This window comes from Pseudomonas cichorii (assembly GCF_019719005.1).
In the GTDB taxonomy this organism is placed as follows: Bacteria; Pseudomonadota; Gammaproteobacteria; order Pseudomonadales; family Pseudomonadaceae; genus Aquipseudomonas; species Aquipseudomonas cichorii_E.
In genome coordinates this window covers 112,342-138,782 of record NZ_JAIGPJ010000010.1, presented here as the reverse complement: position 1 = coordinate 138,782, position 26,441 = coordinate 112,342, and the positions used below count along the sequence as shown (strand labels likewise).

General features: G+C 57.8%; 23 protein-coding genes and 1 pseudogene. 12 read left to right on the top strand and 12 right to left on the bottom strand.

What is annotated here, in order from left to right; translation table 11 throughout:
* Nucleotides 1-241: 241 nt before the first annotated feature.
* The 3 genes and pseudogenes from K5D32_RS26255 to K5D32_RS10520 form a co-directional block, all read left to right on the top strand.
* Nucleotides 242-1,018, top strand: a pseudogene (locus tag K5D32_RS26255) (PAS domain-containing protein); the annotation flags it as partial.
* A complete protein-coding gene (locus tag K5D32_RS26250) occupies nt 1,001-1,555 on the top strand; it encodes a methyl-accepting chemotaxis protein (RefSeq protein WP_374107892.1) in 555 nt (184 codons plus the stop codon). The pseudogene K5D32_RS26255 and the gene K5D32_RS26250, both read left to right, overlap by 18 nt.
* A 116-nt stretch (nt 1,556-1,671) precedes the next feature.
* Nucleotides 1,672-2,847 (top strand): murein transglycosylase A, encoded by a 1,176-nt coding sequence (locus K5D32_RS10520; protein ID WP_221600186.1) that lies wholly within the window; start codon nt 1,672-1,674, stop codon nt 2,845-2,847.
* Between the two features lie 39 nt (nt 2,848-2,886).
* On the opposite strand, the gene K5D32_RS10515 is transcribed toward K5D32_RS10520, so the two are convergent.
* Nucleotides 2,887-3,348: an RES family NAD+ phosphorylase gene (locus tag K5D32_RS10515; protein ID WP_221575392.1), complete on the bottom strand. Its 462-nt coding sequence runs from the start codon at nt 3,346-3,348 to the stop codon at nt 2,887-2,889.
* Nucleotides 3,345-3,794 (bottom strand): antitoxin Xre/MbcA/ParS toxin-binding domain-containing protein, encoded by a 450-nt coding sequence (locus K5D32_RS10510; RefSeq protein WP_221575391.1) that lies wholly within the window; start codon nt 3,792-3,794, stop codon nt 3,345-3,347. Before K5D32_RS10510 ends, K5D32_RS10515 begins: the two co-directional genes overlap by 4 nt.
* A gap of 460 nt (nt 3,795-4,254) precedes the next feature.
* Between K5D32_RS10510 and K5D32_RS10505 the strand changes: the two genes are divergently transcribed.
* The 3 genes from K5D32_RS10505 (at nt 4,255) to aroA (ending at nt 7,081) form a co-directional block, all read left to right on the top strand.
* The gene (locus K5D32_RS10505; RefSeq protein ID WP_221592990.1) at nt 4,255-5,253 is read left to right on the top strand and encodes a response regulator; all 999 of its coding nucleotides are present in this window, start codon (nt 4,255-4,257) and stop codon (nt 5,251-5,253) included.
* A gap of 4 nt (nt 5,254-5,257) precedes the next feature.
* Nucleotides 5,258-5,734 carry a PAS domain-containing protein gene (locus K5D32_RS10500; RefSeq protein WP_025257904.1) on the top strand — a complete coding sequence of 159 codons (477 nt, stop codon included), beginning with the start codon at nt 5,258-5,260 and terminating at the stop codon, nt 5,732-5,734.
* A 90-nt stretch (nt 5,735-5,824) separates the two neighbouring features.
* Nucleotides 5,825-7,081, top strand: a complete 1,257-nt coding sequence (aroA, locus tag K5D32_RS10495) for a 3-phosphoshikimate 1-carboxyvinyltransferase (RefSeq protein ID WP_221575389.1) — start codon at nt 5,825-5,827, stop codon at nt 7,079-7,081.
* Nucleotides 7,082-7,137: 56 nt separating this feature from the next.
* Here aroA and K5D32_RS10490 read toward each other — a convergent pair whose 3' ends face one another.
* Nucleotides 7,138-7,788 (bottom strand): ChrR family anti-sigma-E factor, encoded by a 651-nt coding sequence (locus K5D32_RS10490; protein WP_221575388.1) that lies wholly within the window; start codon nt 7,786-7,788, stop codon nt 7,138-7,140.
* A complete protein-coding gene (locus tag K5D32_RS10485; protein WP_025257901.1) occupies nt 7,788-8,300 on the bottom strand; it encodes a sigma-70 family RNA polymerase sigma factor in 513 nt (170 codons plus the stop codon). The genes K5D32_RS10490 and K5D32_RS10485 overlap by 1 nt, the downstream gene beginning before the upstream one ends.
* A 406-nt stretch (nt 8,301-8,706) precedes the next feature.
* Here K5D32_RS10485 and K5D32_RS10480 point away from each other — a divergent pair, with 406 nt between their 5' ends.
* A complete protein-coding gene (locus tag K5D32_RS10480) occupies nt 8,707-9,270 on the top strand; it encodes a hypothetical protein (RefSeq protein ID WP_260407339.1) in 564 nt (187 codons plus the stop codon).
* A gap of 42 nt (nt 9,271-9,312) precedes the next feature.
* On the opposite strand, the gene K5D32_RS10475 is transcribed toward K5D32_RS10480, so the two are convergent.
* From K5D32_RS10475 to K5D32_RS10455, 5 genes are all read right to left on the bottom strand, one after another.
* On the bottom strand, nt 9,313-10,593 hold the full coding sequence (locus tag K5D32_RS10475; protein WP_221575387.1) for a TRAP transporter large permease: 1,281 nt from the start codon (nt 10,591-10,593) through the stop codon (nt 9,313-9,315).
* Complete coding sequence (locus tag K5D32_RS10470) at nt 10,594-11,121, bottom strand: TRAP transporter small permease (protein ID WP_221592989.1); 528 nt, start codon at nt 11,119-11,121, stop codon at nt 10,594-10,596. It abuts the gene before it with no gap.
* 61 nt (nt 11,122-11,182) lie between these two features.
* Nucleotides 11,183-12,193, bottom strand: a complete 1,011-nt coding sequence (locus K5D32_RS10465) for a TRAP transporter substrate-binding protein (protein WP_221575385.1) — start codon at nt 12,191-12,193, stop codon at nt 11,183-11,185.
* Between the two features lie 59 nt (nt 12,194-12,252).
* Nucleotides 12,253-13,137: a glucurono-1,5-lactonase gene (locus K5D32_RS10460; RefSeq protein ID WP_221600184.1), complete on the bottom strand. Its 885-nt coding sequence runs from the start codon at nt 13,135-13,137 to the stop codon at nt 12,253-12,255.
* 25 nt (nt 13,138-13,162) lie between these two features.
* Entirely contained in the window at nt 13,163-13,990 is an 828-nt protein-coding gene (locus tag K5D32_RS10455) for an NAD(P)-dependent oxidoreductase (RefSeq protein ID WP_221600182.1), read from the bottom strand.
* Between the two features lie 174 nt (nt 13,991-14,164).
* On the opposite strand from K5D32_RS10455, the gene K5D32_RS10450 reads away from it, so the two are divergent.
* The 5 genes from K5D32_RS10450 (at nt 14,165) to K5D32_RS10430 (ending at nt 22,794) form a co-directional block, all read left to right on the top strand.
* Entirely contained in the window at nt 14,165-14,866 is a 702-nt protein-coding gene (locus K5D32_RS10450) for a metallophosphoesterase (protein WP_221575382.1), read from the top strand.
* A 196-nt stretch (nt 14,867-15,062) separates the two neighbouring features.
* Nucleotides 15,063-16,172: a glycosyltransferase family 2 protein gene (locus K5D32_RS10445; protein WP_221575381.1), complete on the top strand. Its 1,110-nt coding sequence runs from the start codon at nt 15,063-15,065 to the stop codon at nt 16,170-16,172.
* A gap of 82 nt (nt 16,173-16,254) precedes the next feature.
* Nucleotides 16,255-17,085, top strand: coding sequence for an ABC transporter permease (locus K5D32_RS10440; protein WP_221592982.1), 831 nt, complete (start codon nt 16,255-16,257; stop codon nt 17,083-17,085).
* Nucleotides 17,075-18,424 carry an ABC transporter ATP-binding protein gene (locus K5D32_RS10435; RefSeq protein WP_221600181.1) on the top strand — a complete coding sequence of 450 codons (1,350 nt, stop codon included), beginning with the start codon at nt 17,075-17,077 and terminating at the stop codon, nt 18,422-18,424. The genes K5D32_RS10440 and K5D32_RS10435 overlap by 11 nt, the downstream gene beginning before the upstream one ends.
* Nucleotides 18,421-22,794 carry a glycosyltransferase gene (locus tag K5D32_RS10430; protein ID WP_221600178.1) on the top strand — a complete coding sequence of 1,458 codons (4,374 nt, stop codon included), beginning with the start codon at nt 18,421-18,423 and terminating at the stop codon, nt 22,792-22,794. Before K5D32_RS10435 ends, K5D32_RS10430 begins: the two co-directional genes overlap by 4 nt.
* Before the next feature lie 97 nt (nt 22,795-22,891).
* On the opposite strand, the gene K5D32_RS10425 is transcribed toward K5D32_RS10430, so the two are convergent.
* From K5D32_RS10425 to K5D32_RS10415, 3 genes are read right to left on the bottom strand one after another with little or no spacing between them, the layout of a single operon-like run.
* Nucleotides 22,892-24,895 carry a hypothetical protein gene (locus tag K5D32_RS10425; protein ID WP_221592980.1) on the bottom strand — a complete coding sequence of 668 codons (2,004 nt, stop codon included), beginning with the start codon at nt 24,893-24,895 and terminating at the stop codon, nt 22,892-22,894.
* A 19-nt stretch (nt 24,896-24,914) separates the two neighbouring features.
* Nucleotides 24,915-25,256, bottom strand: coding sequence for an EamA family transporter (locus tag K5D32_RS10420; RefSeq protein ID WP_221592979.1), 342 nt, complete (start codon nt 25,254-25,256; stop codon nt 24,915-24,917).
* Nucleotide 25,257: 1 nt separating this feature from the next.
* Nucleotides 25,258-26,256 carry a glycosyltransferase family 2 protein gene (locus K5D32_RS10415; RefSeq protein WP_221600176.1) on the bottom strand — a complete coding sequence of 333 codons (999 nt, stop codon included), beginning with the start codon at nt 26,254-26,256 and terminating at the stop codon, nt 25,258-25,260.
* Between the last annotated feature and the right edge of the window lie 185 nt (nt 26,257-26,441).

Here is a 26,441-nt window from a genome sequence, read left to right as displayed (position 1 = left end):
TTCCTCAGTGGCTTTTGGCAAGCATTGGAGCTTGAAAGACAGGCTTTCTGAAGCCGTTGCAAGCAGGCTAGCCCGAGTATCCGGCTTTGTCCTGAAATGGGACTCGCGGGTCACTATCAGAGCTCTTTTTGCTGCCCGAGTTCAGCCCGAAATTTTTCCCACAAACACCTGACGAAGAGCATTAACCCTTCTACGCTTTCAGTCGATAGCACTGAATATCCATTACTGTTGGTGTAGCCCCATGTTCAATACCAGCTTGAAAAAGGAATTACAGGCGCAACAAGCCGAGTTATCGATGTACAGACAGATGCAACGGGGCATGGACGCCCGAATGGTGTCCATAACAGTGGATGCCAACTATCGTATTACCAACGCCAACACTAACTTTCTCAAAATGTTGGGCTATTCCGCCGAGCAATTGGTGGGGCGCAACATGGACCAACTCGTTCCGCCTTACGTCAAACAGCTCGATTGCTACCGCAATCTTGTGACTGCGGTGCAAAAAGGCGAGTCGGCCTTTGATAGCTACCGGTTTATCAAGGCCGATGGCAGCCTGGCGTGGATTCGCGCCATGTGGCAGCCGATTCTGGATGACAGCGGAAAACTTCTGGAAATCAAGTGCTACGGCTCGGACATCACCCAGACGGTCGAAACCGCTGCCGAAAACTCGGCCTTCATCCAGGCCTTGCTGCGCTCCACCGCTGTGATCGAGTTCGATCTGGGTGGGCACGTACTGGTCGCCAATGACCAGTTCATGCGAGGCATGGGTTACAACCTGGGGCAGATCAAGGGCAAACATCACAGCATGTTCTGCGATCAGCACGAGAGTTCATCGAGTCAGTACAAGGATTTCTGGGCAACCCTGAACCGCGGCGAGTTCGTGGCCGGTCGCTTCAAACGCATAGACAGCAATGGCCGGGTGGTATGGCTGGAAGCAACCTACAACCCGGTTCACGATGCCCAGGGCAAGCTCTACAAGGTCGTGAAGTTCGCCACCGTCGTGACGGATCAGGTGTTACGCGAAGAAGAGGTCAGCAAGGCCGCCAGTATCGCCTTCGAGATCTCTCAACAGACCGACGTCAGCGCCCAGCGAGGGGCAACGGTGGTTCAGAACACCGTCCAGACCATGCACAGGATCTCCGATGAGCTGCAATCGGCCTCATCGGGCATTGAAGCACTGGGCAAGCAATCGCTGCTGATCAGCTCCATCGTGCAGACCATCGGCGGTATCGCCCAGCAGACCAACCTGCTGGCGCTCAACGCCGCCATCGAGGCTGCCAGGGCAGGTGAGCAGGGCCGCGGGTTTGCGGTGGTGGCCGACGAAGTGCGGCAACTGGCCGGGCGCACCAGCGCGGCTACCGAAGAAATCGTCAGCGTCGTGCAGCAGAACCAGACCCTGGCCGATGAAGCCGTGCGCGGAATGGCCAACAGTCGAGGGCAGGCAGAGCAGGGCCTGGCGCTGGCCAACGAAGCGGGCTCGGTGATTGTCGAGATTCAGGAAGGCGCCAAGCAGGTGGTGGGAGCGGTCGGGCAGTTTGCCAATCAATTGAAATAAGGTAATAACAGAGTAACTCGATACAGAAACGGACTTAAGCCACAATGGCGTCCTTTAGTTCATGACGCTGCCCGTATGCCGACGCATCGGGCAGCCTGTCAAAGGAAAGTCCACTGATGACTCTGTTTTCCAGACAATGGCGCAAAGGTCTGGTGCTTGCTGCACCGCTGGCCCTTCTACTCACGGCCTGTGATGTTTCCGAGAAGCCCGCCAAGACCACGCCACCTCATACCTCTTACAACAAGGCCACATGGGAAGCTCTGCCAGCCGTTACTGACGGCGACTTGCAGGCAGGCTTCGGCTCATGGCGCAGCGCGTGTACCCGACTCAAGGCCGATCCGGTCTGGGGCGGTACCTGCAGCGCAGCAGCCAGTCTGGCCGCAGATGCCAGCGCGACAGATATCCGCGCCTTCCTGCAAGCCAATCTGCAGGTCTACAGCCTGCGCAATGATGGCGGCAGCGCCGACGGTTTGATTACCGGCTACTACGAACCCATATACCCCGGCAGCCTGACCCAGACAGCACAGGCTTCGGTCCCGGTCTATGGAATCCCCGACGATCTGATCGTGGTCAATCTGGACAGCATTTATCCAGAGCTCAAGGGCAAGCGCCTGCGCGGTCGGCTTGAAGGGCGAGTGCTCAAGCCTTATGACGACGCCGCAACCATCAACGAGCAAGGGCTGAATGCGCCCGTGATCGCCTGGCTGACCGACCCGATGGATCTGCAATTCCTGCAGATTCAGGGCTCCGGACGGGTCAGCCTCCCAGACGGTACGCAAGCGCGCCTGGCATACGCCGATCAGAACGGCCGTCCATATCGCGCCATTGGCCGCTGGCTGGTGGAGCAGGGCGAGTTGAAGAAAGAAGACGTGACCATGGGCACCATTGCTGCCTGGGCCAAGGCCAACCCGCTGCGGGTTCCCGAGCTGCTGGCCAGCAACCCCAGTTATGTGTTCTTCACCCGTAATCCGGACAGCAAGGAAGGGCCACGAGGCTCGCTGAACGTGCCGCTGACCGCTGGTTACAGCGTGGCCATCGACCGCAAGGTGATTCCACTGGGCAGTCTGCTCTGGCTGTCGACCACGCGCCCTGACGGCAGCAGTCTGGTTCGGCCGGTCGCGGCTCAGGACACCGGTGGTGCAATTGCCGGGGAAGTACGCGCCGATCTGTTCTGGGGTACGGGAGACGAAGCCGGGCATCTGGCCGGGGACATGAAGCAGAAGGGCAATATCTGGCTCCTGTGGCCCAAGGACAAGCCCTTGCCTCAGGATGGCGAGCCTGCGCAGAAGTAGGCTTCTGCGCAGTACAGGCCGTGGAGTGAAGGTTTCGGGCTAAGCCAGCCGGCTATCCACCTCGAAATCCAGCTCCCTGGCCTTGGCCACAAGGGTCTTGAAGGACGAATGGCGCACATTGAGCAGGTAGTTGAACTCCCGCGGCACGATCACGCTGGGCACCGCCAGCGCCAGACTCTGACCCGACTCCAGCCATGCATCGCCGAAGGAAGAGGTAGAGGGCGGTGCGGGCTCTTCGCGCCAGTCTGCAGGCAGGGTATCGGGACGAGCCTTGAGAATGCGGTCCTTGGGAATCAGCAGTTCAAGCATGACGTAGTGCTGGATCATGCTGGCGTTATCCAGATGGACCAGCACTTCCAGCAACGCCAGCGATTCGCTGCCGGCGCAATACACGCAAGCCTGGCCCTTGCTGTTCCAGCGTCCACCGTAGAGCTTTGCACCTTCGCCATCGAAAGCCTGAGCCAGCCATTTGCGTTTTACCAGACGATAGACATGGATCACGCAATGACCCCGTGCTCAAGACGACCTATCAGGTCCAGCACGGCCTGGGCTTCTGCCGAGGTGGTGAGCATTTCCAGCGGCCTGCGCTGACCCAGCCCGTAGACCGGCTTGGTCAGCCAGCGGCGGGTGGCTTCGGTGTCGTCTTCGAACAGGTCCATTGCAGCCTTGTAGATGGCAGCGAGGCGAAACAGCCGGTCGCTTTCCTCGGCATTGAACTGACGCACCTTGAGGCGCCGTTGCAGCGTTGCGGGCGCAATCCCCAGGTGTTCAGCCAGGGTCGAGCGATTCAGGTCGGTGTAGTTGGCCAGTCGCTCGAACACTTCGTAGGGCAGCCCTTCACGCAGGGCGTTGTACAACTGCGCGCCACGGGGAGGCACGCCCAGTCTTTGCCAGAAGTCTTCCTCCTGGACAGGGGTTGGGTAATAGTCGCGAATAGCCAGAGGCATGACAGAATCCTTCCATCTACTGATAGTGACTAGCTATATCACTTGATCATCGTTCTGTCATACATAACGCTGACAGACGGTTGAAAAACGACACATTCAACAGAAAAGTTCATGCTCTTTTTATTGGCTCAATATTCAGGAAAAAGCGTCGATAAATCATTATGTCATTGAGGTATATATCAGTTTGGCTGCCCTGCTATATTGAACCAGTGCTCTAGCGCAATCTCAGGTGCTGCAAGGCCTGCTGCATTGAACAGGCATCGATCCATCAGGCTTCCACGCGCACAGTTATTGCATGAAAGTCGTTACAGCAGGACAAGAAGGGACTAACAGGTTCTGTGTCGAAGTATCAAAGGGTTTTTTACAGGTTACGCTCCGGCCCGTTTTTTTCGTGAAGGCAATCGGACGTATTGATACTCTGCTGCCGTCAGCCTGAAACTTTTGTAGTGAGAAACAATGAATGTCCATGATTCCGCTGCTGATTTGCGATGACTCCAACATGGCTCGCAAGCAACTGTTGCGAGCCTTGCCTGAAGACTGGGGTGTATCGGTCACGATGGCAACCAATGGACTCGAAGGGCTGGGCGCCGTTCGCAGTGGATTGGGCGAGGTTGTACTGCTGGACCTGACCATGCCCGTGATGGATGGCTATCAGGCGCTGGCTGCCATTCGTGCAGAAAACCTTGAAGCCAAGGTGATCGTGGTTTCCGGCGACGTTCAGGATGAAGCCGTCCGGCGTGTCATGGAGCTCGGTGCGCTGGCCTTCCTGAAAAAGCCCGCCGACCCCGACGAACTCAAGCAGACCCTTGTGCGGCTGGGCCTGATGGGCGAGCCGACCAAGGTGCCGACGGTCATCCCACCGCTCAAGGATGGCGTCATCAGTTTCCAGGATGCCTTCCGGGAAACCATCAACGTCGCCATGGGCCGGGCCGCTGCCTTGCTGGCCAAGGTGCTTGGGGTGTTCGTGCAGTTGCCGGTCCCCAACGTCAACATGCTCGAAGTCGGTGAGCTGCATATGGCGCTGGCCGACGCTCACCGCGATCAACGCCTGACAGCGGTGTGCCAAGGCTATATCGGCGGCGGGATTTCCGGCGAAGCACTGCTGATTTTCCATGATTCGGAACTCTCCGACATGTCTCAGCTGATGCAGCGCAGCTCGCCCGACTATTCGGACATGGAGATGCTGCTGGACCTGTCCACGGTCCTTATTGGCGCCTGCCTGAGCGGGATTGCCGAGCAGATCGATATCGCTTTCTCCCAGGGACACCCACAGATTCTGGGGGCTCAGGGCGGAATCGATGACCTGATTCGCGTCAACAGCAAGCGCTGGAAGAAAACCCTCGCGGTGGAGATCAGTTACAACATCGAAGGCCACAATATTCACTTCGATCTGTTGATGTTGTTCACCGAAGACTCGGTCGAACTGCTGACGCGCAAACTTGCCTACATGATGAGCTGAGCCCATGAGCCATATCGATATCAACGAGCTGCACTGGCTGTTGGCCGTCACACAGAACATCGACGTCGGCATCGTGGTCCTGGACCGGGATTACCGGGTGATGGTCTGGAATACCTTCATGGAGAACCGCTCCGGCGTGACGCCATACGAGGCAACCAGCAAGACCTTCTTCGAGCTGTTCCCCGAGGTCAACCAGCAGTGGTTCAGCAAGAAGGTCGAGAATGTCGTGACCCTCGGCACGCCGGCGTTCACGATCTGGGAGCAGCGACCTTATCTGGTGCGCTTCAAGAACTACCAGCCCATCACCGGGCAGGAAGAGTTCATGTACCAGAACACCACGATGTTTCCGCTGCGGGCGACCAACAACGAGATCAACCAGATCTGTCTGGTGATCTACGACGTGACGGACGTGGCCACCAACCGGCATCAATTGCAGGCAGCGCTCAAGCAGCTCTCCGACAGCCAGCCGGCAAACGGGTAAGCGTCACAAGGACAAGGGCCGCCATCAGGCTGCGGCCCGGCTCCTGCTCGTGCTAGGATCGCGATTTTTCCGGTGACGTTCAGGGACATCATGCGACCTCAATCCACACTCACTGTTTTGCCTGTCGAGCACCCTCTGGTCGGGCGCGTCAGCCCGCCGGGCTCCAAATCGATCACCAACCGTGCGTTGCTGCTGGCTGGCCTGGCAAAAGGGACGAGTCGCCTGACCGGTGCCTTGAAGAGTGACGATACCCGCGTCATGTCCGAAGCCCTGCGCCTGATGGGCGTCCAGGTCGATGAGCCGGATGACAGCACCTTCGTCGTCACCAGTTCCGGTCACTGGCAGGCTCCGCAACAAGCGCTTTTCCTGGGTAATGCCGGCACCGCGACCCGCTTCCTGACCGCTGCACTGGCCAACTTCGAAGGTGAATTCATCGTCGATGGCGATGAATACATGCGCAAACGCCCGATCGGCCCGCTGGTCGATGCCTTGCAGCGCATGGGTGTGCAAGTGAGCGCACCGACCGGTTGCCCACCGGTGACGATCAAAGGCCTCGGCGGCCTGGCCGCCGGGCGTATCGAAATCGACGGCAACCTTTCCAGCCAGTATGTCTCGGCCTTGTTGATGGCTGGCGCCTGCGGACAAGGCCCGATTGAAGTGGCCCTGACCGGCAGCGAAATCGGCGCACGCGGCTATGTGGACCTGACCCTGGCGGCGATGAAAGCCTTTGGCGCTGAAGTCGAGGCGATTGGCGATGCGGCCTGGAAAGTCTCGGCCACCGGCTACAAGGCTACGGATTTCCATATCGAGCCTGACGCTTCGGCGGCCACTTACCTGTGGGCCGCTCAAGTGCTGACCGAAGGCAAGATCGACCTGGGTGTCGCCACTGAAGAGTTCACCCAGCCCGATGCACTGGCCAGCCAGATCATCGACAGCTTTCCGAACATGCCGGCCGTGATCGACGGTTCGCAGATGCAGGACGCCATTCCGACGCTGGCCGTGCTGGCGGCGTTCAACAACCATCCAGTGCGCTTCGTCGGCCTGGCCAACCTGCGGGTCAAGGAATGCGACCGCATTTCCGCGCTGTCACATGGCCTGTGCGCCATCGCGCCGGGGCTGGCGGTAGAAGAGGGTGACGATCTGCTGGTGCATGCCAACCCGGCACTGAGCGGCCAGACCGTCGATGCCTTGATCGACACCCACTCCGACCACCGCATCGCCATGTGCTTCGCCCTGGCAGGCCTGAAGATTGCGGGTATCCGGATTCTCGACCCCGATTGCGTCGGCAAGACCTACCCCGGTTACTGGGCGGCGCTGGAATCGCTGGGCGTGAAGATCAAACGCTAAGCTCTTCGCGAATGAATGCGCTCCTACGCCATGGGAGCGAATTCATTCGAGAATATTCAGATCCCGAAAATCGGCTGCAACATCCGGGCAACCAGGCCCTGGAAGCGTAGCGGAGAGTCTGTACCCATTACGCAGATGCAATATTCATCGGTATTGGCCGTGGGCTGGTGCTGGGTGTCGCTATCCAGATCGGCGAGGTCTCCGGGCCGGTATTCGCCCAGTTCATCGTGATAGGAACCCTGGAGCACGAGGGTCATTTCGCTGCCCTCATGGCTGTGCAACGGCATGCTGACACCGGGAGCGATTCTCAGCAGCATGAGGCTGCCTTGCTCAAAGCCCTTGGCACGAACCCGCTGCACACCGGGAAGCAGGGTTTTCCAGGGCTGCTCGCTCAGGTAGCGGCCAAAATGGGCATGCAGGGCAACCGGTAACAAGTCCGGGTCCTGAACGACAGGCTCGACCTGTACATCGGCGCGGGGCGGCTCACCCAGGCGGGCAAGCATGGCATCGCGTCCCTTGGCGGGCTCCACGGCTGCGCTGTATTGCTGGATCAGCAAACCGCCGATGCGTTCTGCATGGCGCAGGCGTGCACGACACTCCACGCACTGTTCAAGATGAGCGGCGGCAACCAGAGAAATTGTCTGTGCAAGCGCACCCGAGGCGTAGCTGACCAGGGTGGCTTCATCAGGATGATGGACAGGGCTCATCATGACTCCTCGACCTTGGAGCGCAGCTTTTGAAAGGCCAGACGCAGGCATGACTTCACAGTCCCAAGAGGCATGCCGAGGCGTTGAGCGATCTCTCGATGGCTGAGCGCTTCAAAGTAGGACATCCGTAAAACCCTGGCCTGATCGGCTGGCAGGTTCTGGATGGCCATGTTCAGTTGTTTTTCCTGGCGCTGGCTGTAATCGAGGGAGCTGTCGGCAGGCGCCTCCAGAAGCTCGAGTTGTTCCAGCGAATTCTGCACCACGACCCAGCCACTGTCCTTGCGCACGCTGTCGATATAGAGGTTGCGCGCGATCCGGAACAGCCAGGTTCCGAGACTGGCCTTGGCCGGATCAAAGGATTCAGCCTTGTGCCACAGTTTGAGCAGCACTTCCTGCATCAGCTCTTCGGCCTGCCCGTCAGGCACTTTCAACCCCGTCAGATAGCGCAACAGACGGGGCGCGAAGTGATCGTAGATGCGCATGAAGCTGTCGCGGTCCTGACTACGGGCCACAGCGGTGACTTCATCGATCCAAAGTCGGGTGATTGGCGAGTCGCTGTACGAGGGTGACACGTGGCGGAAGGTCCTGATGCGGGCAATGCTGCTCATGATCACCTTCTGGTCGCCGTTGTCTGGAATGGGTCGGGTTGCCTGTGTGTTACGCAACCTGGGCCAGAACGGATCACAAAGATGAACTGCCGGGAAAAAGTATTTTTACCTGATTGCCATGATAGCCGTCTGCCACGGACTGGTGCAGCCCGCAGTGGCGAAAAGTAAGCAAAGACTGAGTCTGATCAAAGACGGGGGAGTTTATTTCAAACCTGTCTAAGCCACTATGATTTCTGACAGTGGCCGATAACGACCTCTTCATTAACCTAGGAGGACGACGTTACTTCAATTCATCCCTGCGGGGGCTCTCATGGACATCGACTTTTCCCACCACCCAATGAAAAACGCGCTGATCAGGCTGGCACTTTTGCTGATGTTCATCGTCGGCACGAGTCTGCTTGTTGCGCCTGGCCGCGCAGAGGCTGTCAATCTGGCCGAATGCACGGGCAACCACACGGCAGAGTGGTCGCCAGGCCTGAGAAACACGGAGCAAACCATCACTGTTTCGACGAACAGCAATTGGGCAGTCTGCGTGCTCCCGCTAGGCGTCAGCGCAATATCCGCGCAGAGCTTTCAGGCGACCTTTTCCTGCCAGTCGTTTTTCCTGGAAACACCCACTATCACATGGGTCATCAACTGGAGCGATGGAGCCACCAGTACCTACGCATTCAAGGCGCAGATAGACAATCTCGGTAATTTGAATACCACGATCATCGGCGATGGCACGATCATCGACGGGCGTTACAAGGGGGCCAAAGCACGAACCCTTTTCACGCTTGTGAACCTTAAGTCCATCTTGAATAACGATTGCAACCAGCCTTCGGGCGTCACCAAGGTGAGCGGTGCTTCAAAGCTTGTTATTTTGCCTCTATAAGCACAAGAAGGTTGTGTGCGCTTACACACAACCTTCCACGCCTTAAAGAACCACGCTCGGCAGCCACAGCGAAATGGCAGGAATGTAGGTGACCATCATCAACACCATGAACAGCGCCAGGTAGAACGGCAGCAGTGCCTTGACGGTGGCTTCGATGGTGACCTTACCCACCGCCGCACCGACAAACAGCACCGCGCCCACCGGCGGTGTAATCAGTCCGATCCCCAGATTGACCAGCATGATCATGCCGAAGTGAACCGGATCGACACCAATGCCGATAATCACGGGCAGCAGGATAGGGGTCAGGATCAGGATCAGCGGTGCCATGTCCATCACCGTGCCCAGCAACAGCAGCATGACGTTGATGCACATCAGGATCACGTAACGGTTATCCGACAGGGTCAGGAAAGCCGTTGTGATTTTCATGGGGATTTCCATCAGCGTCAGGATGTAACCGAAGCTGGCGGCAAAGCCGATCAGGATCATGACGATGGAAATGGTCCGCACGGCCCGGTGCATCAGCTTGGGCAGGTCGCGCCACTTGTAGTCGCGGTAGATGAACATGGTGACGAAGAACGACCAGACCACGGCGACAGCCGCCGACTCGGTCGCGGTGAATATCCCGGTGAGAATACCGCCGAGGATGATGACCATGGCCATCAGGCCCCAGAGTGCATCGGCGGCAATTTTCAGGGCCTGACGCAGTGGAATGACTTCGCCCTTGGGGTAATTGCGTTTGCGCGCGAAGATCATGCACAACACCATCAATACCGCGCTGAGCAGCAAGCCCGGCATGATCCCGGCCATGAACAGCGAAGCGATGGACACCGTGCCGCCTGCCGCCAGCGAATACAGCACCGAGTTATGGCTGGGCGGCGTCAACAGGGCTTGTACCGAACCACTGACTGTCACAGCCGTGGAGAAGTCCCGCGGGTAGCCTTTGCGCTCCATTTCCGGAATCAGCACCGAACCGACGGAGGCGGTGTCGGCCACGGACGAACCCGAGATGGCACCAAAGAAGGTCGAGGCGACGATATTCACCAACGACAGGCCACCCCGCACGAACCCCACCAGCACACCGGCAAACGCCACCAGTCGCCGGGACATTCCGCCTTCGGCCATGATTGCGCCAGCCAGCACGAAGAAGGGAATCGCCAGCAGCGAAAACTTGTTCACACCGCCTGCCACCTGAATCATCAGTGCATCAAAGGGAATCTCGATCCACCAGGCCCCGATCAGCGCCGAAAGACCCAGGGCATAAGCAACCGGCATGCCCAGGAGAATCAGCGCGATGAAGCTTCCCAGCAATATAAAAGCGTCCATTCATGCGGCCTCTTCGCTTTCTTCTACCAGATCGAAGCGCACGGCACGGCGGTGGCTTTGATCACCCAGAAACAGTTTTTCCAGCACGAAGATCAGGGTCAGGATGCCGCCAATGGGAATCGGCAAGTAGGAAATCCCCACACGCAGGGACGGCATTTCACCCAGGTATTGATTCCAGGTCGTCGCACAGAGCTTGAAGCCCTTGGTGGTCATGAACACACACACCACCGCCATGAGGATTTGCACCAGCACCGCAGCGTACTTGCGCAACAGCGGCGACATGCGCTCAGTTGCCATCGCCACCGCCATGTGCGCACCGGCACGATAACTGGCGGCCGCGCCGAAGAAGGTGAATACCACCATCAGCAGGATCGCGGTGGGTTCCGGCCAGCTGGAGCCACTGCCCAGTACGTAGCGGGCGAAAATACCCCAAGGGATGATCAGGCTCATCGTCAGCACCGACAGGCCGGCAATCGCGATGCAGATCCGGTAAAGCACGTCGTTAATGCGCAGTAGCGTATTTTTCATTGGGCTCACCACAGCAGCGGCAAGCGGGCATGTGCCCGCTGCGCGGCATTATCGAATGGGCTTAGTTGGCACCGACCTTGGTGGCATCGGTCTTGACGGCTTCGATACGGCTGATCAGTTCCTTGTACGGCGCGCCGTATTTGTCACGCACAGGTTGCGTGGCATCGTAGAAAGCCTTCTTCTGCTCAGGCGTGAGGGTGATGAACTCCACGCCGCTGGCCTTGAGTTTCGCTTCGGCTTCGGACGACTTCTTGTCCCACAGCACCCGCTCTTCCATCTGGGCTTCGCGAGCCAGCTTCTTCACCAGCGCCTGCTGGTCGGGGCTGAGCTTTTCCCAGGTTGCCTTGGAGATCACCACCGGCTCAGGCAGGATCAGGTGCTCGGTCAGGGTGTAGAACTTGGCGTTCTGGTAGTGATTGTGTTCCAACAGGGTCGGCGGGTTGTTTTCCGCGCCGTCGATCACGCCGGTCTGCAGGGCACTGAAGATTTCGCCCGTGGCCATGGCGATGCCGTTGCCGCCCATGTCATTGATGGTGTCGATGAACACCGGATTGCCCTGCACCCGGATCTTCATGCCCTTGAGGTCGGATATCTGCCGTACCGGCTTCTTGGTGTACAGGTTGCGCGTACCGCCATCCATCCAGGCCAGCGCCACCAGGTTGAAGTTCGAGTTGGTGATCTTGTCGAGGATTTCCTGACCGATCTCACCGTCGATGATGGCGCGCATGTGTTCATGATCGCGGAACACGAACGGCAGGTTGAACACGTTCACGTCCGGTACGACCGGGCCCACGATACCCAGGCTGACCCGGGTCATCTGGATGGCATTGGCCTGGACCTGCTCGATTACTTCTTTCTCCGAGCCCAGCACACCGCCCGCGAACATCTTGAAGCTGATATCGCCGTTGCTTTGTTCCTGCAGTTTCTTGCCCATGTTCTGTTCGGCGACCACCGGCGGGTAGCCGGTAGGGTGTACTTCGGCGAATTTGATCTTTATTTCCGCCAGGGCGGCGTTCGAGAAGCAAAAGGCCAACGGCAATACGGTGAGGAGGAGCTTGCGTTTGAAATCCATGGAGTTCTCCGATTTTGTTGTTTTTGGTCGGTGCTACGGGGATTTTCAGTATCGACAGGTCAGCCCTGGAATATCGGCTCCTCAAGCCCGGTCACGCCCGGTCTGAAGGCAAACACGCCGCCAGCCAGAGGTTGGTCGCCGATATCGCCACCCGGGCGAATGGACGTGATGTACAGGGTATCCAGCCCTGAACCACCAAAAGCGCACATGGTTGGTTTTTTCACCGGGACGGTCACGGAGCGGTCGAGCCTGCCCTGTGGCGTGAACCGATGGATCAGCCCTGCATCGTTGCCGCAGATCCAGTAACAGCCATCACTGTCCACTGCCGCGCCATCGGGACGGCCCGGATAGTCGTTCATGTTCACGAACAGACGGCGGTCATGAGGGGTGCCGCTGTCCGTGTCGTAATCGAACGCCCAGATTTTCTGCACGCTGGGGTGGGAGTCGGACAGATACATCGTTTTGCCGTCAGGGCTGAACCCTAGACCATTGGGAACGATATAGCCCTGTAATTGCGCATTCAGTTGCTGCTGTCCCGCGCTGTAGCGATACAAGGCTCCGGCAGGCACGCCAGCGGCCATGTCCAGCAGCATGGTGCCCGCCCAGAAACGCCCCTGACGGTCGCAACGGCCATCGTTGAAGCGCATGCCGGGCTGGCCGTGTTCGACGCCAGCCAGCAGGGTGCTGGTCAGGTTTTCGCCTTCTCCGGGTTGCAGGTGAAACAGGCCGCTCTCCATTCCGGCGATCCAGCCGCCACTGCTGTGGGCAGCGATGCAGGCCAGCATCTGTGGGGCTTTCCAGCTTTGGGTGCGATTATCGGCGGCATTCCAGCGGTACAAACGTCCGGCAGGAATGTCGACCCAGTAAAGCGCTTGCTCGCGAACACTCCAGACCGGGCTTTCGCCGGTGGCGTTGCGAGCATCGAAGATCAGTTCAGCATCCATGGCATTTGAGATCTCTAGTCAGTCGTTACTCGTCGCCGAAAGGCCCTGCTGCGACAAAGGCGCCACCCTGATAGATCCGGGCCGGATCGTCGGCCGCCGGCATCGGCTGGGCTTCGACCTTGGCGCGGAAAACTTCGGAGCTGTCCTTGGGGGAATACTCCAGATGGCTGGCCAGCCGGTTGTCCCACCACACGGTCTTGTTGTCTGACATCCCGTACACCACGGTATGGCCGACATCCGGCGTATACAGGGCACGTTCCAGGAGTTGAGTCAGGTCGTCGTAGCTGAGCCAGGTGCTCATCATCCGACGGTTTTGAGGTTCACTGAACGAAGAGCCGATGCGGATACTCACAGTTTCAATGCCGTAGCGATCGAAATAGAAACTGGCCATGTCTTCGCCATAGGATTTGGACAGACCGTAGTAGCCATCCGGGCGCCGAGGAGCATGGGCATCGATGGTCTGGTCTTGCTTATAGAAACCAATGACATGGTTGGAACTGGCGAAGATCACCCGTTTGACGCCGTGGCGGCGGGCGGCTTCGTAGATATGGAACACGCCGGCGATATTGGCGCCGAGGATTTCCTCGAAGGGACGTTCGACTGAAACACCGCCGAAATGCAGGATCGCATCGACGCCGTACACCAGCTGGTGTACGGCCTGTTTGTCGGAGAGATCACATCTCTGGACTTCTTCACTACTATCAACAGGAGGCTCGAGTTCCGCGATATCGGAGAGTCTGAGCGTCTTCGCATAAGGCTTCAATGTCTTGCGCAACACCTTGCCCAGGCCTCCTGCCGCACCTGTGAGCAGGAGGCGGTTGAAGGGATTTTGAGTATGACGAGCTGTGGTCATGAGAGATTCCTTGCTTGTTATTGTTATATGTTGTCGTACAACATGGAGTATTTACAGCATGGCCCGCTTTGTCAACGCATCGGCAAAGGATAGCCAGACCGATGGAAGGAGCAATTCGATCAATTCATGTCAGGCCCACTGACACCCGCCACATCACCTACCTACAGGCCAGTGATGAACAGCTTCCAGCATTTCGATATCAACGTTGTCGGACGCGATTTCGCGGTTGGCGATATCCATGGACATTTCGCCCGATTGCAGGGGGTTCTGGATGAAATCGGCTTCGATAAAGTCATCGACCGCCTGTTCTGCACAGGCAACCTGATCGATCGCGGTCCGCAAAGTCACTTGTCTGTCGAATGGCTGGACCAGCCCTGGTTCTTCTCCGTACAGGGCAGCCATGAAGCCCTGGCCATCGAGCATGTTGAAGGCCAGCCGCTGGACTATCAAAAGTATGTCGCCAACGGCGCGAGCTGGTTTCTGGAGCTGTCCGATGAAAAACAACTGCACTTCGCAGAACGCTTCTTCCGGATGCCGCTGGCACTGGAAGTGGATACCGCCGACGGCCTGATCGGCATCGTGCATGCCTGCTGTCCGCTACCCACCTGGGATCTGATGAGCGCGGTAGTGCGCGAGGAGTTGCCAGGACTCTTGCAACTGCGCAAGTCATGCCTGTGGTCACATATACGCTTGCGCTCGGGAGACACCAGCGGCATACCGGATCTGCGGGCACTGATCGTGGGCCACACGCTGGTGCGGCAACCGGAAGTTCTGGGCAATGTATTTCATATCGATACCGGCGGCTGGCAGGCTGACGGCAGCGGGTATTTCACCATCCTGGAGCTCGATACGCTGTACATGCATGAAAGAAAATAAGCCTTCTCGCGCAATATTTCTCATGGGGGCGTAGTGCAAACAAGCGTTCATGTTTCAGGCATGAAACAGCACGACTGTTTTTAGTGATTGAATAATAAAAAAATCAACCACCCATCGCCTCAAAAGGCCCTGTATCCAAGGGCCTGCCACACTGGCTTACAGCAGTAAACGGCCACCCGATTCCCAGGCCCTGAAAATGATCGACGATCCTGCAAAAGGACGCTCAAGTCATATTCATGGTAGTTCGCTTGTCACTGAAGGTTTGACGCCTCCCACAACACTGAATGCCGCTGAAGCGATTTCAGAGGCGGTAGCCATCTTTGAAGAAAGTTCAGGATCACCGTTATCCGGCACGCCGCCACAACATGATTCTCCACAAGTCGCCATTCTGCTGTGTACGTTCAATGGCCAGCGTTTTTTATCCCAACAGTTGGACTCCATAAAAAACCAGCGCTGGACGTCCTGGTTCATTGCGATATCGGACGATGGTTCCAGTGATGAAACCCTGGATATAGCGAATCATTACCAGGACTTGTGGGGAGCAGAGAAAATAAAAGTGTGGCGTGGGCCTGGCTGTGGGTTCGCTCACAATTTTCTGTCCTTTACCCACAATCGCACATTGCAGGCCGACTTCTATGCCTGGTGTGATCAGGACGATATCTGGGACGAAAACAAGTTGCAGGTGGCCGTCGACTGGCTGCAAAGCGTTCCCCATGACGAGCCGGCGATTTATCTGGGGCGCACCAGACTGATCAGCGAACAGGGCGAAGTGCTTGGTTGCTCACCGCTGTTTCAGCGACCGCCGTCCTTCGCCAATGCACTGGTGCAGAACATCGGCGGCGGCAACACCATGGTCTTCAACCACGCGACACGCTGCCTGCTCCAGGATGCCACCAAGCATCTGACGCTGCTGTCACTGGATATCGTGTCCCATGACTGGTGGGCTTATCTGCTGGTCACCGGCGTCGGCGGGCAGGTGCGCTACGACCCGACCCCTTACGTGCGTTATCGCCAGCACGACAGCAATCTGGTGGGCTCGAACGCAGGCTGGCAAGCCCGGATCGTGCGTATCCGTCAGTTGTTCAAAGGGCGCTTCAGGGACTGGAACACCACCCATATCGCCGCACTGGAAGCGGTCATCCTGTATCTGACCGACGATAGCCGCGACTTGCTGGAACAGCTCAAGAACCTGCGTTCTCCCTCGATTGCCGTACGCCTGGCAAGTTTCAGACATACCGATCTTTACCGACAGACAAGGCTGGGCAATCTGGGATTGCTGGTAGCCGTCCTCATTAATGTGATGTGAATTGTCTCTTCACGAATGAATTCGTTCCTACGGTGAAGGGGTAGGAGCGAATTCATTCGCGAAAAGGGGCATCGGAGCAAAAATGCTCAACCCCCATCTGGTCCCCGCCGCAAGTCCTGTGGCGCTCGTTCGCAGCCTGTGGAATCACCGCCAGCTCATTCTCACGATGACCCGACGCGATGTTATCGGGCGTTACCGTGGTTCGGTCATGGGGATTGCCTGGTCGTTCTTTAATCCCGTACTCATGTTGGCGGTCTATACCTTCGTGTTTTCCGAAATATTCCAGGCCCGCTGGACAGGACTGGAAACCGGCAAGGGAAACTTTGCCATTCTGCTGTTCGTGGGAATGATTGTTCATGGCTTGTTTGCCGAATGCGCGAACCGGTCCACTTCGCTGATTATTTCCAACAGCAACTACGTGAAGAAGGTCCTGTTCCCGCTGGAAATCCTGCCCGTGGTGACATTGGGCTCCGCGATCTTTCATACGCTGATCAGCCTGACCGTTCTGCTGTTGGCGCAATTTCTTCTCACTCATACCGTGTATGCGACTGCCATTACCTTTCCGCTGATCCTGCTCCCGCTGTTGATCGCAACCCTCGGCTTCAGCTGGCTATTGGCTGCGCTGGGCGTGTACCTGCGCGATGTCGGGCAATTCATTGGCGTACTGACCACCGTGCTGCTGTTCCTGTCGCCCGTGCTTTATCCCGTGGCTGCCTTGCCGGAGGTTTATCAACCCTGGCTGAAGCTCAACCCGCTGACCTACATCATCGAAGAAAGCCGCAACGTCCTGCTGTTCGGGCTCTGGCCGCAATGGGACAGCCTGGCACTGGCGATGCTGATCGGCTTCGGGTTCGCGGCGCTGGGCTTCGGGTTCTTTCAAAAAACTCGCAAAGGGTTTGCCGATGTCCTCTGATGAAATCGCCATCAGCGTGCGCGATGTCTCCAAGTGCTTTTACACCTACGACAAGCCTGTGGATCGGTTGCTGCACTCGATCGTCCCCAGAGTGCAGTCACTGTTGGGGCGGCCTGCCAGAGCTTATGGCCGGGAGTTCTGGGCGCTGCGCAATATCGATTTTGAAGTCGCAAAAGGCGAAACGGTCGCGGTGGTCGGGCGCAACGGCTCCGGCAAGTCGACCCTGCTGCAGATTATCTGCGGCACCTTGATACCCACGGGCGGCGCGGTCCAGACCCAGGGTCGGGTGGCGGCGTTGCTGGAGCTGGGGTCGGGCTTCAACCCTGAGTTCACGGGCAGGGAAAACGTCTATCTGAATGCCTCGGTGCTGGGCCTGGATCGCGAAGAAGTCGACCGGCGCTTCAGTGCCATTGCCGACTTTGCCGATATCGGCGAATTCATCGATCAGCAGGTCAAGACCTACTCCAGCGGCATGGCGGTGCGCCTGGCGTTTGCGGTACAGGCCCAGGTCGATCCGCAGGTGCTGATTGTCGATGAAGCCCTGTCGGTGGGCGATGCGAAGTTCCAGGCCAAGTGCTTCGAGCGGCTGCGGCAATTGAAACAGAACGGCACCAGCATTCTGCTGGTGACCCATGCCAGCGAACAGGTGGTGACCCACTGCAACCGGGCGATCCTGCTGGATAGGGGCCATGTGGAAATGATCGGCGCCTCGCGACCGGTCATCAATCGCTACATGGACCTGCTGTTCGGTCGCGACCGGCGTGTCGAGCCTGAGCGGCCGAAACAACAGGCTTCACTCCAGACACCCCGAAATGATCACGACCCGGTCCTGAGCTTCGAGCACGACGCCTACAGCTCGCGTGCCGGTTTCAACCCCCATGAATATCGCTGGGGCGATGGTGCCGCCAGCCTCCAGGACTTTCACCTGGCGGCCAATGGGCGCGCATTCCCCGCCAGCATCGAGCCGGGTGACGAAGTGGTGCTGCACCTGGCTATCTGCTTCAACCGCACGATCAGCAACCCCGTATTGGGTTTCACGATAAAGACCAAGGAAGGCGTCACCGTCTACGGCACCAACTCTTACCTGCTGGGCTGTGCCTCCAGCCAGGACCTGTACAACGGCGGATCACGGCTCAAGGCCTGTATGAAATTCACCAACCGCCTGGCCAGTGGCGACTACTTCATCTCGATAGGTGTCGCCTCCCGCGAAGGGGAAGACATCGTTCCCCATGACCGGCGCTATGACTCCATTCACTTCGTTGTCGCCCCGACCAGCACGCTGTTCGGTCTGGTCGATCTTGCCATCACGATGGATTTCGACCAGGTAAACCACCCATGATCGATCTAGAACAACGCGGTTATCGCCAGGACAAAACCACCCGGGTATGGGCGCGCCCCGACTATCAGGGGCTTGCCTACAACGACGGTGACGAAAGCGAAGAGCGTCTGGCGCAGATCATCCGTGACGCCGTGGACTTGTCTGTGCTGTCCGGCGAGCTGAGCAGGCATTGCACGGACTGGCCGTCGCTGTACCACCTGGGCAGGGCGCGTGGAAATATCCTGCGGCCCTTTAGCCACCTTCTGTCAGGACGAGTACTGGAAATCGGCGCAGGCTGTGGCGCCATCAGCCGTTATCTGGGGGAATGCGGCGCCAGCGTGCTGAGCCTGGAAGGCAGTGTGCGCCGGGCCACAATAGCTGCGAGCCGCACACGGGATCTGGGCAACGTCACCGTAGTGGCCGAGCGCTTCGACCAGTTCAATCCGCCCCATCGTTTCGAGGTCGTCACCCTGATCGGCGTTCTCGAATACGCCAGCATGTTCAGCCAGCAATCCGATGCAGCCTTGAACATGCTCAAACGGGTCAAAGACCTGCTGGAACCCGAGGGCGTGCTGCTGCTCGCCATTGAAAACCAGTTGGGCCTCAAGTATTTCGCCGGCGCACCGGAAGATCATCTCAATAGCCCGATGTATGGCATCGAAGGTCGCTACAGCGACCATGATCCCGAAACGTTCGGCCGCAAGAGCCTGATGGCGCTTCTTGAAGAGGCGGGCTTCAGTCGCTCGCAATTCCTGTTTCCGATGCCTGATTACAAATTGCCCAACTCCATCGTCACCCAGCGCGGGTTTGAGCTGGGCAGCTTCGATGCCGCAGCACTGGCCTGGCAGAACGCCAGAAAAGACCCTCAGTTACCCGGCGCGCCCTTGTTCAATCTGGAACGGGCCTGGCCGGTGATCGTCAGCAACGGCCTGGGCATGGAGCTGGCCAATTCCTTTCTGGTCGCCGCCTCATCCTCGGCGTCTAGCGTTGTGCCACCCGACATGCTTGCAGGCCATTACAACGTCAGCAGAAAACCCGGCTACTGCAAGCAAACGCTGTTTATCGAAACGGACGACGGCATCGAGGTGCGACATGAACCCTTGCGCGCAGAAACAGCCATCGACGAAGAGGGCGCCTATCGGCATGTGCTTTCCCGTGTCGACGGATATCGACGCGGACAGGCGCTCAGTCAGCAATTCCTCAATATCGCCAGCGCACCTGACTGGACGCTCAAGGACTTCGGGGCGTTCATCTCGCGTTATCTGAAGGCACTCGAAACCCTGCTTGAAGAACGAGGCCATGCAGCCTCTCTGGATACTCTCGACGAACGCTTGCCCGGGCTGTTTATCGATGCGGTGCCGCACAACATTCTGCTCGACGCTGAAAGCCGTCCGGCCCTGATCGATATCGAATGGGATGTCCAGGAGGGCGTGCTGCTCGGGCATCTGCTGATTCGCGCTCTGTTGCTGCTGATCGCCAGCGCCATGCCGTTCTGCCCAGGCGTCATGCCGCTGACCCGACGTCAGTTCATCATTCACAGTCTGCGCCACGCGGGTCTGGAAATGCCGCTGCCGGAGCTGGAAGCCTTCATCGACAAAGAGGCAGAGTTCCAGGCCTTCGTAACCGGCATCAGAGCCGATCACTTCCTGAACTGGGAGCCCGAGCAGATCATCAATCCACGGGCCGAACCTGCGCAATCAAAGGTTCTGGCCAAGCTGTACTACAGCGATGAGGCTGGCAACTTTCGGGAAGATCATGCCCTGGACATAGAGGTTCTTCCCGGCCATCAACAGTTGCAATTTTCCCTGAAAAGCCTGAAGTCACGCCCCAAGAGGCTCAGGCTTGATCCTGTGGACCAGCATATTTCCTTCGCTGTGGATAACTTGCGGATCCTCAAGGCGCGGACCGAAATCTGGTCCTGGGATGGCGATGTTGCGTCGTTGCCTTCGGTGTCGGGCCTCATGGAAATCGAAAAGTCGGGCCTGTCCGTGCTGTTTGTCTGCCTGGACGATGATCCTTACCTGGAGCTGCCGGTAGACCTGTCGCAACTGACCGACCTGCGCGGCCTGGTGTTGAGACTGGATCTGGTGCTCTACACCGATGAAGTGATTGCCCGGCGCATCAACCAGAATCGTAACTGGGCCGTTCAGCAGGAGTCTTCGCTGCGAACGGCCTTCGAGCCTCTCCATGAGCAGATGCAGACCCTGGCCCTGCGCATCAATGAGCTGGAGAGCACCACTTACCTGATCCAGCAGAATGTCTGCGATGGCAAACAACATACCGTCCAGACCGTCGAGCGCCTGCTCAATGACCATGCGCACCTGACCAATGGCCGCGAGGCACTCATAGCGGGTCTGGAAAGCGCACTGCTCAATCAGCAGATTGAAAAAGACACCCGCATCCATACCTTGAACCTGCGTATCCGCGAGCTGGAAGGTTCCTATAGCCGCAGGCTGGCTGCGCCGCTGCGCCACTCGGTCATTGCGGTCCGTCGCCTGGCAAAACTTTCCAGGCATCTGCCGGCACTGGTGCGTCGGGGCGGTGGTTTCAGGAAAACCGCCAATCGGGCCGCCCGCGTCTTGCAGGAGCATGGTCTGCAGGGATTGCTGGCGCGGATGCGCTGGTTCCTGAATGACACGGGCACAGAGCCTGAAAGGGTTGAGGTCGAGCCGACACCGGACCGCCGGGACTATGCAGCCTGGATCAGGCAGTACGACACACTCGATGACGATGACCGCCAGGAAATTGCCCGGCACATCGGCACCTGGAAAAGTCCGCCATTGATTTCAGTCATCATGCCGGTCTTCGACCCACCGCTGGACCTGCTGCGCGAAGCCCTGGACAGCATCAGAAACCAGCTCTATCCCCATTGGGAGTTGTGCATTGCCGACGATGCTTCCAGCAACCCGGCGGTGCAGGAATTCCTGAAGCAGGCAGAACGGCAGAACCCCAGGATCAAGGTCATCTTGCGCAGCACCAACGGGCATATTTCAGAGGCCAGCAATTCGGCCCTCGATATTGCCCAAGGCCAATACATCGCGCTCATGGACAACGATGATCTGCTGCCCGAACACGCGCTGTACTGGGTGGCGCGAAAAATCATCGAGCACCCGGGCGTCGGCATTCTTTATTCGGACGAAGACAAGATCGACCGAAAGGGGCAACGCAGTGCGCCTTACTTCAAACCTGACTGGAACGAATTCCTGTTCCGCTCGCAGAACATGATTTCCCACCTTGGCGTCTATCGGCACGATCTGGTCGAGCAGGTGGGTCGCTTCCGGGTTAAGTTCGAGGGCTCGCAGGATTACGACCTGGCTTTGCGCTGCAGCGAAAAGCTTTCCCGAGAACAGATCATTCATATCAACCGCGTGCTCTATCACTGGCGCATTCACGCCGGCAGCACCGCCATGGCGACCGATGAAAAACCCTATGCCGCCCTGGCTGGCGTAAAAGCTCTGGACGAACACCTGCAACGTACCGGGCGCGCTGGCTGGACCGAGTTGCTGCCCATCGGGATGTACCGCGTGCATTACCGGTTGCCGAAGCACAACCCTCTGGTCAGCCTGATCATTCCGACCCGCAACGCTGGCTCACTGGTCAAACAATGCATCGACAGCATCCAGAACCTGACCCACTACGGCCCGTATGAAATCATCCTGGTGGATAACGGCTCCGATGACAGCGAATCCCTGGCGTATTTCGAGCACCTCAGCGAACAGCCGAACATCACGGTGCTCAGGGATGACGGCCCTTTCAACTATTCCGCGCTGAACAATCAGGCTGTCAGGCTGGCACGCGGTGAACTGGTGGGTTTGATCAATAACGATATCGAAGTCATCAGCCCCGAATGGCTGAATGAAATGGTCGCTCTGGCCTTGCAGCCGGAGGTCGGAGCAGTGGGCGCGCGGTTATGGTTTCCCGATGACCGGCTGCAACATGGCGGCGTCATTCTGGGCATTGGCGGTATAGCCAATCACTCGCATAAATTCCTGCCCCGAGGTGAACATGGTTATTTCGGGCGTGCCGTACTGATTCAGGAGTTCTCGGCGGTGACGGCGGCCTGCCTGGTTATTCGCAAATCCATCTTCGAGCAGGTCAACGGCCTTGATGAAGCGAACCTGAAGGTAGCCTTCAACGACGTCGATTTCTGCCTGCGGGTCAAAGAGGCCGGATACGTGAACCTGTGGACCCCTTTTGCCGAGCTGTACCATCACGAATCGGCAACCCGTGGCTTTGAAGACTCCCCGCAAAAGCAGGCGCGTTTCAGCCAGGAAGTGGCTTACATGCACACACGCTGGCCGGAGATAGAGACCGATCCTGCCTACAACCCGAACCTGACACTGGAGCAACTGGACTTCAGCCTGGCCTGGCCTCCACGCCTAGAAGACTGATCAGTACATCTAAAGCCGTTGGAGCGAATTCATTCGCGAAAGGTACATACGCAAGAAATGTATCGCCCTCAATAACGTCTCGCGGATGAATCCGCTCCTACTCGGGTGTGACCAGAAACCACGACCAGCCTTTTTCGGTGCGCTCGAACGACAGCGTGGGGTTCTGACTCAGCAACACATGCTCGCCTTCGGGAGCGATCACCACACCCGCGCCCGTGCGATTGAAGTCCAGATGTTGCAGGTTGACCTGAACCTTGACTATATCTGGATGCGGCACGCTTATCTGCACATCCTCGACAGCCGTCTGGCCTGTGAATATGAGGTGTTGGTAGCGATTGTAGAGCGACACATCTCGCCCGCCAGGGTCCAGTTGTTGCCACAGGCGGTTTTGGGGATAGTAGAAAACGCCATTAACCACCTGACGCCCAGAGGCGAATAAAAACATCGCCGGGACCTGCGAGGCGAGGATGAGGATCGGGACCTGAGCCTGCGGGCTTTTCAGGTAAAGGGGAGCAATGGAAAGGGGATGAAACCCTGCTGTGGAAGCCAGCGACAGCCCCAGCCCAAGCCCGAGGAATGCGTATTGCTTCCCGATCAGAAGGAAGTAACTGCACGCAATGACCATGAATATCAGACCGATGACAATCTGCGCATTCGCACCTGACAGCAGCGGCTCATCGAATGTACGAACGGCGACATAAACCAGAGCAGCCCAGACAAGCGCCAGACCGAACATTGCGATAGTCGTGTTATCGCGAACAGAGAAGTATTTTCGAGCAGGGCGGATCATCAAGTGCGTCAGTATGAGGCAGGCCAGCCCCAAGGCAGGATCGGCTCTTGGGGCTGGCACGTATGACCACAGAGAATAGGTCGACAGCGTTCGTCCCATACCCGCCAGCATGTAGAACAGGATGAAACCGATCATGACTGCCATGGCGACTTCCAGAGCGGTCAGGGATCGTTGCCGGGCACGCAGGATAAAAAGCGCGGCCAAGGGCAGGAAAAAGTAGTAAAAAGAGGCCATCTCACTCTGATTGACCGACCGCACCTCGTTGCGTTGCAGGGTCACGATATTCGTATACCCCTTGAGCAGAGCCTGCCAGGTGACATTGCCTCCCGCCTCCAGGTTTCTATGGCCGGGATAAACGGTATGCATCATGGCCTCGATGGCTTCGCGTGCGCTCAGCCACCAGCTTCCCAAGAGAAAACCTGCCACTGACAAGGCCAGTACCAGCGCCAATATCGATTCAAGCGTAAGGTGCTTGTGCAACCGGTCACGTATAGCGATGCCGATGATCAATGCAATGAACACATAGCCGATCGTCACCTGCCACGGCGGATACAGCATCAGGACGAAACCAGCGATGGCCAATCCCGCCAGTATGCTCAGGGGCACCAGCGTCCAGCGCTTTCGCGGCTGGAGAATCTTCAGCAGGCAGAGCAAGGCAATACAGGGAAAAAACACCGCATAGGCTGGCCAGAACGACCAGGCAACGACATAGGGCGCAGAGACGAACAACAGACTGAACAAAAAGCTCTGCCGCCAGCGACCAGGCGAAAGGGTATGCAGGACATGAGCAAGGGCCAGGAAACAGCCAAACACCGGAAACCACCAGTGCCAGGCCAGCGCCCTCTTGAGATCGAAGACAAAGAACCCCCAGACCGCCGGCTTGGCCAGAGATGACACGTGGGCAACCGGCAGGCCGGTCATCCCCGTCACCAGCATATTCTGACCATCAAGCCCGAGCCTGTCGTTGACCACAGGATAGCGAGGTGCATGTTGGTACTGGGCGATGGCCATGGGCGTGAGTACCAGCCACTCATCGCTACGTATCGGCTGCTCGTACCCCCAGACCCGCGTCATGTCCGACTCGATGAAAGCCGACTGCCGCACACCCAGATCAAGGGAAGAACCGGTCAGCCCCAGTGCCGTGAACAGCATGAAAACGATCAGTACACAGCCACTGAAAAGCGTGTGCTCTGGCAGGTCGATATTCAACCGGGCCTTGAGGCTGCGCCTGAGCCACTCCGTCCTGATGAAACAAAGTGCAAGCCCGAGTATGGCCGCCACAATGATGAATTTGATCAGCGCAAGGTTCATTGCCTTCAGCTCCCGCTATTCATGCCCAGGCCGTGATAACGATCCCGGTCATGATGGTGGCCACGCCGACGAAATATTGAATGTGGAACCGCTCTCCGAATATGAAGTGGCTGGCGATGGGCACGATGACAAAGGCCAGGGCCATCAATGGATAGATCCTGCCCAGCTCGGCCTTTTGCAGCACCCAGATCCAGGCAATCGTGGTAATGCCATACAGGAGCAGCGACAGAAAAAACCAGCCGAGCATGACCGGGTCGAGCAGGTCACCGTTCTGACGAAACGTCTGCGCCGTCATCTTGAAGAGCACCTGGCCGATGGAGATCCCCAGCACACAGGCCAGCGCCGCGAGATAGATCGCCATGCTAGAGCTCCCGACCGAGGAATCTTCTCTGCAAATGAATCGGGCGCCTGGGGACGGACTGAATGTCGTAGCCGACAAAGGCCAGGATGAACTGGATACCGACCAGTATGGGCAGCGCCGATAACATGACTGTTCCGGGCGAGGTCGCAATACCGGTGCGCAGGGAAAGCCCCCAATGAAAGATCCCGAAGACCGTACCGAATATCAGCAGAAGCAAACCGAGGGGAAGTTCAAAGGACGCCAGTGACATATCCCGCAAGTAGTAGTTGTAGAACAGGCGCTTGAACATATTGCGCAGGTGTTTGCCAATGAACTCGCCCAGAATCGCTGAGACTTTGAGGTTACTGACTTCATCGCCATATCGGGCACTCATTGGAATATCCACCACCACGGCGCGCAGGGTGCCAAGACGAAACAGCATGTCGGTCTCGAAGAAGTAACGTGGGCTGATCTTGTTCATCGGCAAGTGCCGGACAACATCACTGTGAATAGCGGTATACCCGTTGGTCGGGTCGAAAAGGTCCCAATATCCCGATGAGAGTTTATTCATCAGGGACAGCGTGGTGTTACCAAAAATACGCAGGCCGGGCATACGGGATATTTCTTCCAGATTGAAGAAGCGATTGCCCTTGGTATAGTCCGCCTCGCCACTCTGTATCGGCGCGATGAAGCCGGGAATCAACGCCGGATCCATCTGCCCGTCGCCGTCCACCTTGACGATGATATCCATACCGTCTGCCAGGGCCGCGGCGTACCCCACCATGACCGTGCCTCCGACGCCCAGATTGACGGGGTTGAATATCATCCTGACCCGCCGGTCTACACAGTGCTGTTCGACTTCATGGCCGGAGCTCTGGGGGCAACAATCATCCACTACATAAATCCGGCTGACGCTTTCACCCACTCCGGCGATGACATCCAGTATGTGGTCTTTTACCTTGAAGCTTGGGATAACGACAGCAGTCCTGAGCACAGGAGTAATGAGATCGTGAGTCGTCATGAAGTTTGCCTGAGCGTCGCAGAAGGGTTATCGGGCACGGCTGATGCGCTACAGTAAAGTTCAGCAGCCCGAAGAATTCCATATCAATGACTGCCCCATGAAAGTTGCAGTGTTAATTAACAGCTTCATGAAACACTGTTAACTTTACTGACAGTAACGATCGTGTTACTTAGCGCATGCTTTTA

Excerpts from the sequence above, each read along its gene's own strand:
- K5D32_RS10445 (WP_221575381.1), top strand. The coding sequence starts at position 15,063 with ATGATCGACGATCCTGCAAAAGGACGCTCAAGTCATATTCATGGTAGT.
- K5D32_RS10490 (WP_221575388.1), bottom strand. The coding sequence starts at position 7,788 with ATGAGCCCTGTCCATCATCCTGATGAAGCCACCCTGGTCAGCTACGCC.
- K5D32_RS10510 (WP_221575391.1), bottom strand. The coding sequence starts at position 3,794 with ATGCCTCTGGCTATTCGCGACTATTACCCAACCCCTGTCCAGGAGGAA.
- K5D32_RS10460 (WP_221600184.1), bottom strand. The coding sequence starts at position 13,137 with ATGGATGCTGAACTGATCTTCGATGCTCGCAACGCCACCGGCGAAAGC.
- K5D32_RS10505 (WP_221592990.1), top strand. The coding sequence starts at position 4,255 with ATGTCCATGATTCCGCTGCTGATTTGCGATGACTCCAACATGGCTCGC.
- K5D32_RS10435 (WP_221600181.1), top strand. The coding sequence starts at position 17,075 with ATGTCCTCTGATGAAATCGCCATCAGCGTGCGCGATGTCTCCAAGTGC.
- K5D32_RS10415 (WP_221600176.1), bottom strand. The coding sequence starts at position 26,256 with ATGACGACTCACGATCTCATTACTCCTGTGCTCAGGACTGCTGTCGTT.
- K5D32_RS10465 (WP_221575385.1), bottom strand. The coding sequence starts at position 12,193 with ATGGATTTCAAACGCAAGCTCCTCCTCACCGTATTGCCGTTGGCCTTT.
- K5D32_RS10450 (WP_221575382.1), top strand. The coding sequence starts at position 14,165 with ATGAACAGCTTCCAGCATTTCGATATCAACGTTGTCGGACGCGATTTC.
- aroA (WP_221575389.1), top strand. The coding sequence starts at position 5,825 with ATGCGACCTCAATCCACACTCACTGTTTTGCCTGTCGAGCACCCTCTG.
- K5D32_RS10455 (WP_221600182.1), bottom strand. The coding sequence starts at position 13,990 with ATGACCACAGCTCGTCATACTCAAAATCCCTTCAACCGCCTCCTGCTC.
- K5D32_RS10420 (WP_221592979.1), bottom strand. The coding sequence starts at position 25,256 with ATGGCGATCTATCTCGCGGCGCTGGCCTGTGTGCTGGGGATCTCCATC.
- K5D32_RS10475 (WP_221575387.1), bottom strand. The coding sequence starts at position 10,593 with ATGGACGCTTTTATATTGCTGGGAAGCTTCATCGCGCTGATTCTCCTG.
- K5D32_RS10500 (WP_025257904.1), top strand. The coding sequence starts at position 5,258 with ATGAGCCATATCGATATCAACGAGCTGCACTGGCTGTTGGCCGTCACA.
- K5D32_RS10480 (WP_260407339.1), top strand. The coding sequence starts at position 8,707 with ATGGACATCGACTTTTCCCACCACCCAATGAAAAACGCGCTGATCAGG.
- K5D32_RS10425 (WP_221592980.1), bottom strand. The coding sequence starts at position 24,895 with ATGAACCTTGCGCTGATCAAATTCATCATTGTGGCGGCCATACTCGGG.
- K5D32_RS10430 (WP_221600178.1), top strand. The coding sequence starts at position 18,421 with ATGATCGATCTAGAACAACGCGGTTATCGCCAGGACAAAACCACCCGG.
- K5D32_RS10470 (WP_221592989.1), bottom strand. The coding sequence starts at position 11,121 with ATGAAAAATACGCTACTGCGCATTAACGACGTGCTTTACCGGATCTGC.
- K5D32_RS10520 (WP_221600186.1), top strand. The coding sequence starts at position 1,672 with ATGACTCTGTTTTCCAGACAATGGCGCAAAGGTCTGGTGCTTGCTGCA.
- K5D32_RS10440 (WP_221592982.1), top strand. The coding sequence starts at position 16,255 with ATGCTCAACCCCCATCTGGTCCCCGCCGCAAGTCCTGTGGCGCTCGTT.